General features: G+C 69.7%; 9 protein-coding genes. 1 reads left to right on the forward strand and 8 read right to left on the reverse strand.

All coding sequences use genetic code 11. The features are described 5' to 3' along the window. Positions 1 to 108: 108 nt before the first annotated feature. The 6 genes from E8A74_RS48080 to E8A74_RS53560 all read right to left on the reverse strand — a co-directional run bounded on the left by E8A74_RS48080 (position 109) and on the right by E8A74_RS53560 (position 5807). Positions 109 to 1395 carry a hypothetical protein gene (locus E8A74_RS48080; RefSeq protein ID WP_136935920.1) on the reverse strand — a complete coding sequence of 429 codons (1287 nt, stop codon included), beginning with the start codon at positions 1393 to 1395 and terminating at the stop codon, positions 109 to 111. Next, complete coding sequence (locus E8A74_RS48085) at positions 1395 to 2006, reverse strand: GNAT family N-acetyltransferase (RefSeq protein WP_136935921.1); 612 nt, start codon at positions 2004 to 2006, stop codon at positions 1395 to 1397. Before E8A74_RS48085 ends, E8A74_RS48080 begins: the two co-directional genes overlap by 1 nt. After that, positions 2003 to 3586, reverse strand: a complete 1584-nt coding sequence (gene gatA / locus E8A74_RS48090) for an Asp-tRNA(Asn)/Glu-tRNA(Gln) amidotransferase subunit GatA (RefSeq protein WP_136935922.1) — start codon at positions 3584 to 3586, stop codon at positions 2003 to 2005. The genes E8A74_RS48085 and gatA overlap by 4 nt, the downstream gene beginning before the upstream one ends. 2 nt (positions 3587 to 3588) lie before the next feature. Then, on the reverse strand, positions 3589 to 3960 hold the full coding sequence (locus tag E8A74_RS48095) for an Asp-tRNA(Asn)/Glu-tRNA(Gln) amidotransferase subunit GatC (RefSeq protein ID WP_136935923.1): 372 nt from the start codon (positions 3958 to 3960) through the stop codon (positions 3589 to 3591). A 112-nt stretch (positions 3961 to 4072) separates the two neighbouring features. After that, a complete protein-coding gene (locus tag E8A74_RS48100) occupies positions 4073 to 4858 on the reverse strand; it encodes an OB-fold protein (protein WP_170229937.1) in 786 nt (261 codons plus the stop codon). 190 nt (positions 4859 to 5048) lie between these two features. Further along, positions 5049 to 5807 (reverse strand): hypothetical protein, encoded by a 759-nt coding sequence (locus E8A74_RS53560; protein ID WP_170229938.1) that lies wholly within the window; start codon positions 5805 to 5807, stop codon positions 5049 to 5051. 675 nt (positions 5808 to 6482) lie between these two features. On the opposite strand from E8A74_RS53560, the gene E8A74_RS55865 reads away from it, so the two are divergent. After that, positions 6483 to 7787, forward strand: a complete 1305-nt coding sequence (locus E8A74_RS55865; RefSeq protein WP_136935925.1) for a zinc metalloprotease — start codon at positions 6483 to 6485, stop codon at positions 7785 to 7787. A 139-nt stretch (positions 7788 to 7926) separates the two neighbouring features. Here E8A74_RS55865 and E8A74_RS48110 read toward each other — a convergent pair whose 3' ends face one another. Both E8A74_RS48110 and E8A74_RS48115 read right to left on the reverse strand, forming a co-directional pair. Then, positions 7927 to 8517, reverse strand: a complete 591-nt coding sequence (locus E8A74_RS48110; protein ID WP_136935926.1) for a hypothetical protein — start codon at positions 8515 to 8517, stop codon at positions 7927 to 7929. A gap of 100 nt (positions 8518 to 8617) precedes the next feature. Then, complete coding sequence (locus tag E8A74_RS48115; protein WP_170229939.1) at positions 8618 to 8971, reverse strand: macro domain-containing protein; 354 nt, start codon at positions 8969 to 8971, stop codon at positions 8618 to 8620. Positions 8972 to 9110: the final 139 nt, after the last annotated feature.

Below are 9110 nucleotides of genomic sequence, written 5' to 3' on the forward strand. Positions count from 1 at the left end.
CGCAACATCTCGGTGGATGCCCGTGGACGACGCTCGGACAAGCCGAGCTACGCCCCCGAACCCCGTTTGCCCAGCGCGGATCGGGTTCGCCCCGAGGTCACGACCTGGTCACGGCGCCGCGCACGTGGCGCGCACCCACGAAACCTCGTCCCCCATCTGGATCCACATGTCCACGTCGGCGCCGCGCGCCGCGACGGCAAAACTCGTCGCGTCGGCCACGGGCATCGGCGCCGAGACCGGCGTGCCCTCGGCGTCGAGCACGACCGCGTACGCCACCTTGCGCGCCACGCCGCAGCCGAGCGGGGCGAGGTAGGCTGCGAGCACGCCGCGCTCGAGTGGCCGGAGCGCGCCCGAGACGGGCGGCGCGTGTGCGCGCACCTCGGCGGCTTCCTTGCCGACCCGCTCGAAGCGCAGCTTCCCGCCCTCCTTCGCGCAGCCCTCCTCGTCGATGGTGGCCCCGTACACGAGCGCGATCGGACGCGCCGCCACGGTCGCGTCCACGATGCCGAACGGCGCCGGCACGCGCCCGAGCGAGCGCGCCGCGCCGTCGGTTGCTTCCCAAAAGACCAGCTCTTGCCCTTCGAGCAGCGCCGCGACCACGCCGCCGCCCGCGCCTGCGTCGCTCCCGGGCGGCGGCGCTTCGAGCCGCGCGATGCACGAGGGGCGCGCGTCGCTCTCGGGGGTGTCCGGGACGATCTCGGTCCGCTTCCACGACGAGGCCGGCTCGTTCGGGAGGCCGACCCAAAGCGCGGCGCCCGCGACCGCCACGTTGCCGAGGCGCGTCGTGAGCAGCGCGCATCGCGACGAACCACACGCGAGATCGAGCGCGTCGAACCGATCGCCCTCGCCGATCGGCGTCGCGTGGTCGCCCTGGTGCACGAACCCACGGGAGAGCTTGTCCTCGCCTTGCTCGCTGTACGCCGCGAGCCACACGCCTGCGTCGGTGCGCGCGAGGCGCGGCATGGCGTCGGCGTCGAGCCAGGGCAGCGGCGTCGCCCCCTTGCTTTCGCCCTCCGCGTCGAGCACGAGCCCGGCGACGCCGAGGAGCCGCGGCGGCGTCTCTTGTTCGTCCGCGTCGGCCACGACGAGCGTCCCTATCCCCCGCGGGGCGGCGACGAACCGCGTCGAGGGGGCGACCTTCGCGCGGACGAGCGGCGCGCGCATCTCGCAGCCCGTGGGGAGCGCGATCCCCGGGATCCCCGGTCCGATCCGCGCGGGCTTGAAGACCCACGGCGCGGGCGGCGGCAAGAGCTCGTCCTTGGGGATCGGGATCGGCGCGGGCGGGCCCGCGTCGGCCTTCGTGTCCTTGTCCTTGGGCGTGCAACGATCGCAGCCGGTGGCGAGAAAGAGCAGCGCCGCTGCGGTGAAGAGGGGGAGGGCGTTGTTCCGCGACACTAGAGCACCCGACGCAGCACCGGATACGGCTCGAGCCCGCCCACTTCCTCGAACCCGTTCGGCTCGTACGCGCCCATCGGACCGGTCCAGAGCTCCTCGTCGCTCACCGGCTCCTTCGGCCGGCGCGGCAAGGCTTCGAGCACGCGCGCGCCGAACGTGTCCTTTGCGTACGCAACGGCGCCCGCGACGAGCGCCTTCGCCACGCCTTGCTTGCGGAAGCTCGGATGCACGAGCGTGCAGCCGAGGAGGAACACGCCTTGCCGATCCCCCTGAAACGCCGGGAGTTGCTTGTAGAAGCGGCGCTCGTAGGCCTTGCGCATCCCGGCCGCGGGCGTGACCTTGAGCCAGCCGACGAGCGTCCGCTTCCCCGCGTCGTCCTCGTGGATCGCCACGATCCCCTTTGCCTCGTCGCCGTCCGCCGCGAGCGCGCCGAAGAACGCCGAGGCGTTCTCCTCGGGCGCGTTCGCGCAGCGGTCGAGCCAGTCGTTGTTCGTCCCGTCGAAATGCCAGAACCGGCAAAAACACGGCGACGAGGCCGCCGAAAAGAGCTCGCGCAAACCGGACGCGTGCTCGGGGCCCGCGGGGGCCGTGACGAGGCGAGTATCGCTCATGCTTCGGACACCGGGGGTTCGGGGGCGTAGCTCGGCTCGTCCGAGCGTAGCCCCCATGGTTGACGGGGACGAAGCCCACGCGCCGGCGAGATGCCCTCCCACGCGGCGGCGAGCGCGCAGAGCCGCGCCTCTTCGAGCGGCGGGCCCACGAGCTGCAGGCCTACGGGCAGCGACGGCACGCCGTTCGCCGCGGGCGTGGGCGCGCACGGGACGCTCAACGCGGGCACACCCGCGAGGCTCGCGGGCAGCGTGTAGATGTCGGCCAGGTACATCGCGAGCGGGTCGTCGACGCGCTCGCCGAGCGGGAACGCGACCGTCGGCGAGACCGGCGCCGCGATCACGTCGACCTCGCGGAACGCCTCCTCGAAATCGCGCCGGATCAACGTCCGGACGCGCTGGGCCCGCAGGTAATACGCGTCGTAGTAGCCCGACGAGAGCACGTAGGTCCCGAGCACGATGCGCCGCGCGACCTCGCGGCCGAAGCCCTCGCCGCGCGTCTTCGCATAGAGGGCGCCCAGGCTCTCCGCGCCCTCCGCCCGCGCGCCGAACCGCACGCCGTCGTACCGCGCCAGGTTCGACGAGGCCTCCGCCGTCGCGAGCACGTAATACGTGGCCACCGCATACCGCGTATGCGGCAAGCGCACCGGCCGAAGCTCGCAGCCGAGCGACGCAAGCCCGGCGAGCGCTTCGCGCACGCTCTTCTCCACGGTCGGCGCAATCCCCTCGGCAAAATACTCCTCGGGCACGCCGATCCGCATCCCCCGCACGTCGCGCCCGCACGCCTCCTCGTACGCCGCCACGGGCGCCCCGAGGCTCGTCGCGTCGTGCGGATCCCGCCCCGCGATCACGCCGAGCAGCCGCGCCGCCGAGCGCACGTCGGCCGCGAAGGGCCCGACCTGGTCCAGGCTCGACGCGAACGCGATGAGCCCATACCGCGAGACACGCCCGTACGTCGGCTTGATCCCGACCGTCCCCGTGAGCGCCGCGGGCTGGCGGATGCTGCCGCCCGTATCCGAGCCGAGCGCGCCGAGCGCGAGCCCGGCCGCGACACAGACCGCGCTCCCGCCCGACGAGCCGCCCGGGATGCGCGACGGATCCCAAGGGTTTCTCGCCGGGAAAAACGCGCTGTTTTCGTTCGACGAGCCCATCGCGAACTCGTCCAGGTTCGTCTTGCCGACGAGCACCGCGTCCGCCGCCCGCAGGCGCGCGACCACGGTGGCGTCGTAGGGCGGCCGGAAGCCGCGCCGCGGATCGAGCGTCGCCTCGCCCTTCGAGGCCGGCCGGAGGAGGATCCGTGATCCGGCCGTGGTCGGCGCATCGCGCGTGCAGAGCGCGTCCTTGATGCCGATGGGCACGCCGGCGAGCGGCCCCAGCGCCTCGCCGCGCGCGCGTTTCTGATCGACGGCCCGCGCGGCCGCGAGCGCCTCCTCGGCTTGCACCGTCAAGAAGGCCCCGAGCGCGCCGTCGCGCCGCGTGATGCGGTCGAGGCTGGCCTGGGTGACCTCCTCGGCCGAGACCTCCCCGCGCGTCACGAGGCCGGCGAGTTCCGGGATCGAGCGATCGAGCACCGTCGCGTCCATGGTCAATCCTCTTCCACGAAGCCCGGCACCGCGAACCCGTCCATCGACGTCCGCGGCGCCTCACGGAGCGCGATCTCGTGCGGCAGGCTCTCGTGCGGCTCGTCCGCGCGGAGCTCGACTCGCGTCGGCTCGACGCTTGGGGCTCCGGGTCGCCCTGCGGCGCCCTCCGCCCCAAACCCCGGCACCACCTGCGCCGTCGGCTCGATCCCCGTCACGTCGAGCTCTTCGAGCTGCCGGACGTACGCGAGGATCCGGCCGAGATCCCCGGTCAGGCGGCGGATCTCGTCGTCCGGGAGATCGAGGTTGGCGAGGCGAGCGAGCGAGCGGACCTCGTCCTCGGCGAGGGGAGGGGGGCCTTCGGGCGCGGGGGACATCGCTGCCGGATGTAGCACGGGCGAGGGCAGGGGAGGGGGCGGGGAGGCGGAAGCGGGAGGCTGCATTCGGGATCGGAAATCGGTCCCGGGAATGCGGCCCCATTGCGAGGTTTCACGGCGCGAGCGTCGGCACGTCGTTCTCCCAGCGGACGCGCGCGAGCGCCGAGCTGAACTCAACGGCGAGCCGCGGGCTGAGCGACTCGTGCGTGAGGTGGCACGAGGACGCGTCGACGCTGATCATACGCCCCGCGCGCTCCTGCGCCGGCAGGCTCGATGTCTTCGCGCGCCACGCCTCGAATCCGGCAGGGCTCCCGCACACGAGGGCCGCTTGCTCGGCGCCGAGCACGAGACGCGCGCCGAGCTCCTCGCGGTCCTGCTCGCACGTCCCGCGCCCCAGCGCCTTCGCCACGACCCGGCACGCCTTCACCTGCGTGTTGACGACACATCCCTCGATCTCGACGTGTTTGTCGAATTTCACGAGCTTGCCCACGACATCGACAGGATCGTCGGGCTTCAGGGCGGCGATCTCGGCCGCCTCGCTTTCTCGCGCCGAACACCGGACCGACGGGGCGTCGGGTTTTGCCTCTTTGGGCATCGTCACGACGAGCTTTGCCCCATCCTTCACGACTTCGCCGAGCTTGCCCCGGACGAGCACGTGTTTGCCCTTGAATCGCTCGTCCGCGCGCGGGGCGCTCGCCTCGTAGGCGTCGAGCAGCTCGACGTGGGAGACCTCGACCTCGGGCGGATTCGCCCGCACGGAAGGGGCCACGGGCGGCGCCGGGGCCGCGCTCGCGGAGGCTGCGGCCCCTCCTTCGCGGGAGGCATTGTCGGTGCGGGAGCAGGAGACGACCCCGAAGGCCGCGAGAACGACCCAGAACCACGAGCATCGGCGCGCCATGGCGCGACAGGCTACGTGGTCCGAGCGGAGGAGACAACCCTCGGCGCGGCGCCGGGGTTTCACCCCGGGCCCGACCAGGGGCTCTTCGCCCCTGGACCCGAACCAGGGCATGGCCCTGGACCTCAGGTGCATCGACCGCGATGCGGTCGATGCACGAGATTTGCCTACCAGCGCGCGACGTAGCTCCCGATCAGGGGGCCTCGCAGAGGATGAGGCACTGGTTCGCGGGGTCCGCGGCGCAGTTGCCGAGATCGGCGGGATCGAAACCACAGGCGCAATCGTACGTGTACGGGTCCACCTCGCAGCCGCAATCGAAGGCAAGGTCGGCATAAGCGCCCTCCGGGACATCGACGTCCGCACAGGAGAAGAACTCGAAGTCCTTGTCGACGTTCTCCGACACGCAGATGACCTGGTTCACGACATCGGCGCCGCCCGGAAGAAACTCATCGGGGGTCGAGTTCGGGTACTGCTGGGCAAGGAAGTTCTCGGGGGCATAACAGGCGAAGTCATGCGCGTTGTCGACCGTCGTGATCTCCTCGCCGTAGCAATCCTCGCCGGCGATGACCGTGTAATAGAAGTCGTACGTGCCGTCTCCCGGGTAGTTGGGATCGTTCACGGCATTGCTGCCGCAGAGCTCGTTGAACTTCGCCGCGTCCTCTTCGTTGCCGGGCGCGGGGACCAAGGTCCCGTCCGCGTTGAAGTTGAAGCAAGCGGTCGCCTCGTTGAAGCAGCGGTATTTGCTATCCGTGACGCCGTCGCGCTCGGCGGCGATGAGCACGGAGTTGCCGTACCAGCTCACGCCGCTGCCGCTGAACGCCATCTTGACGCTCGCCGTCTCGCCATTCTCTCCGTCCCCGCTCCCGGGCGTCATGTCATTGCAACCGCTCACGGTGACGAGCCCGCCGAAAACCACCATGCCGCACAACGAGATAAGCTTAGTCGTGTTCATGTGTCATCTCCTCAATCGTGGTCGTACGGCGCGACGTCCTCGAACGCCGCGCGAAATCCTCATGGCCGGGCTGGCAAAGCCGCCGCGGTCGTGATGGATCGGTCTCTGTCCCCGCGGCGAACGCCGAGCAGACGATGTGCGTGTGGAGCGTCCGTGGACGCCTTCCTCGCGTTCGTCCGACCAGCAACGCCGCAGCGTGCCCCACCTCGACCCTCGGTCGGCGCGGTGTTCGCGCCCTCACCCAGCGACGAGACGACAGGAAGCTAGCTTGGAATGTGGGCCCGGCAAGGAGAAAGGAAATCGGATGGGATAACAATACAGGACGTAACCCGGGTGAAAATGGGAGTTTCCAGGCCCCATTTCCAGGGACCCGCATTCCCCCTGCCCCCTCCGATCCATTCCCTCACCACGCGCCCCCCGCCCGTCCCGAATCCTCCCCTCCAACGTCTGCGTGTCGTTGTCCGGCGGGGCCCGAGTCCGTCGCACATCCGTCCGTGATCCTACCGCCCGGCACACCGAGGCGTCCCGCGCCGCCGTTCTTCATGAAAAATTCTACGACGGCGTAAGAACTCGGCCGTCCATCTGCGTCCTGCGGACACGGCTTTCGTTGATACGACCGGTACATCCCTGGTAGTTTTCCGGATTGTCGCTTCCCGGAACCAGGAGAGAAATTTCATGAAACGAGTCCATCACGTGGTGGCCCTCGGGGGCCTCTTCTTCGGAGCTGCTTCGTTCGTCGGTTGCGCCGCGGAGGACGGCACGTACGACGACGTCGACGACGATCTCGTGGGCGACGAGGGCACCGTCGATCCGGCCTCCCGTCCCACGCGCGCGTGTGGCGTCATGGACCTCCCCGAGGCCGAGCTGCTGCGCGTCGAAGGCGAGTTCGAGCGCATCAAGGTGGTGCGCCCGGCAAACGCGTTCACCAGCCCGACCACGATCCCCGTGTACTTCCACGTGATCAACAAGGGCACGGGCATCGCGAACGGCGACATCCCGCAGAGCCAGATCGACGCGCAGATGACGGTGCTCAACAACGCGTACGCGGGCACCGGGTTCTCGTTCCAGTTGATCTCGGTCGATCGGACGACGAACTCGACCTGGTACACGATGGGCCACGGCTCGACGGCGGAGACGAACGCCAAGAACACGCTCCGCAAGGGCGACAAGAACGCGCTCAACATCTACACGGCGAACCTCGGCGGCGGCCTGCTCGGCTGGGCGACGTTCCCCTCGGACTACACGGGCGCGCCCAAGAGGGACGGCGTCGTGCTCCTCTTCTCCTCCGTGCCGGGCGGCACCGCGTCGCCCTACAACGAGGGCGATACCGGCACGCACGAGGTCGGCCACTGGCTGGGCCTCTATCACACGTTCCAGGGCGGCTGCGCTTCCCCGGGCGATTCGGTCTCGGATACGCCGCCCGAGGCCTCGGCGGCCAGCGGGTGTCCGACGGGCCGCGATTCCTGCTCCGGCGGCGGGGTCGACCCGATCACCAACTTCATGGATTACACGAATGACTCGTGCATGAACACATTCTCGGCGGGCCAGATCACCCGCATGCAGAACCAGTGGGACACTTATCGCGACACGGGGACGCCGCCGCCGCCCCCTCCTCCTCCTCCTCCTCCGCCGCCCTCCGGTACGTGCGCGCATGACAAGTGCGTCACCGGCGCGGCGCTGAATGCGTCGGCGTGTGGCTCGGTCGTCGCGTCGGTCTGCGCCGCCGACAGCTATTGCTGCACCACGGCCTGGGACAGCCAGTGCGTGAGCGAGGTGTACAGCTATGGCGGCAGCGTCGCGTGCGGGACCGGCAGTTGCGCGCATAGCCTGTGCACGTCCGGCACCAAGCTCACGAAGGGTTGCGACCCGAACGGCGTGGTGACGACGATCTGCAATGCGGATCCCTACTGCTGCAGCACGTCCTGGGACAGCGTCTGCGTGAACCAGGTCGGGACCGTCGCTGGCAAGACCTGCAACTGAAGCGGCCGGGGAGCGGAGGCCCGGGCGAGCCGAGCGGAGCCCTTCGAGAGGCGAAGGCCCGTTCCGGATCGCCCGTCCCTCCCTCCCGTTTCTTGCTCCCACCCATCCGCCCGTCCGAGCGCCCGGCGTCTCGCAAACGTCATTTCACGCGTACCACCTTCGCGCGCAGGAGCTCTGGATTGCGCTCCAGGAAGCTCGCGCGATAGGCGTCGTTCGTGAATTTGAGCGTGAACTGCCGGATGTCGCCGCTCATCCACCGGCGCCGAACGCCCACCAAGCGGACGGGTTGGTACGCCGTCGTCTGACCCTTGCGAGGACGCCGGACGCCCCCATACCACAGCACCTGCCAGGCCACCACGAGGGCGGGGGCGAGGCAGAGCGTCAGCTCGAACCGTTTCGGCCCCGTCTCGACGAACAGACCGGCCAAGGCCCAGCCTGGAAACAATGCGACAAGCAGCACCAGGAGGGTGAGCAAGGCAAAACCTGTCAGCGTCGGCGCGAGTCGGTTGATCGTCCGGGTGCATTGCGGGCACGAGGGCAAACGGATGGGAAGCGTGATTTCGCTCCCGATCATGATCGGAAAGGGCACGAACGTCGTTCGGACGAGGGTCGTGTCCACCCACGAAATGGTCTCGGTCGCGCCGCAGTTGCAGCACGACTCGGGGAGGTCCAAAGCGAGGCCGCCTGGGCGTCCTTCGATCGAAATCTCATGGGTGAAGTGGAAGTGCATCGCGCCGTCTTCCTCGGCCGAGGGGGGCGGTGTGCCGCGGGCTGCGCTACCCCTTGCTGATCCCCGTGGCCGAGGATTGCATCGCAGAAGGCCTGAGCCGTCAAGCGTTCGCGCGTGTCGCATCCGCGTAGGCAGCCGCCATCTCACGCGCCGCATCGTCGGGTTCGACGCCCCCAACGCCAGTCGCGAGCCCCGGACAGTAGAGGTCTTCGATTTTGCTCTCGCGAGCCGCGACGCGGAGTGCTGCACGAAGGGCGCGGTAGGCGTGGGAGGCCGAGACGTGCTCCGGCATGAGCATGGTGGGGGCGAGGAGGACGTACGGGATACGAGCGTGGCCGGTCGGGACGATCTCGGCAGCGCCCACGGGAAGGAAGCCGTCCGGCCTGCGAGCGACCGCGTCGTAGACAAGTCTTTCGAAGGCTGGCCCGAAGAAGGCCGCGTACGCACGGTCCACGCCGCCATCCATGAACGTATCACCTCGCCCACCCCCGTCCTGACGCCCCGTGTCCCTCGTGCCCAGGCTCCCCGCCGGAAGGAGCCTCAACATGTGTACGGAACAACAAGCGGCAGCCATTCGTGCGGAGGTCTCGCGT

It is taken from the genome of Polyangium fumosum (genome assembly GCF_005144585.1).
GTDB classification, from domain to species: domain Bacteria; phylum Myxococcota_A; class Polyangia; order Polyangiales; family Polyangiaceae; genus Polyangium; species Polyangium fumosum.

What these genes read in the sequence shown, in the direction of transcription:
- E8A74_RS48085 (WP_136935921.1), bottom strand. Translation starts at nt 2,006, where the DNA reads ATGAGCGATACTCGCCTCGTCACGGCCCCCGCGGGCCCCGAGCACGCG.
- gatA (WP_136935922.1), bottom strand. Translation starts at nt 3,586, where the DNA reads ATGGACGCGACGGTGCTCGATCGCTCGATCCCGGAACTCGCCGGCCTC.
- E8A74_RS48095 (WP_136935923.1), bottom strand. Translation starts at nt 3,960, where the DNA reads ATGTCCCCCGCGCCCGAAGGCCCCCCTCCCCTCGCCGAGGACGAGGTC.
- E8A74_RS48100 (WP_170229937.1), bottom strand. Translation starts at nt 4,858, where the DNA reads ATGGCGCGCCGATGCTCGTGGTTCTGGGTCGTTCTCGCGGCCTTCGGG.
- E8A74_RS53560 (WP_170229938.1), bottom strand. Translation starts at nt 5,807, where the DNA reads ATGAACACGACTAAGCTTATCTCGTTGTGCGGCATGGTGGTTTTCGGC.
- E8A74_RS55865 (WP_136935925.1), top strand. Translation starts at nt 6,483, where the DNA reads ATGAAACGAGTCCATCACGTGGTGGCCCTCGGGGGCCTCTTCTTCGGA.
- E8A74_RS48110 (WP_136935926.1), bottom strand. Translation starts at nt 8,517, where the DNA reads ATGCACTTCCACTTCACCCATGAGATTTCGATCGAAGGACGCCCAGGC.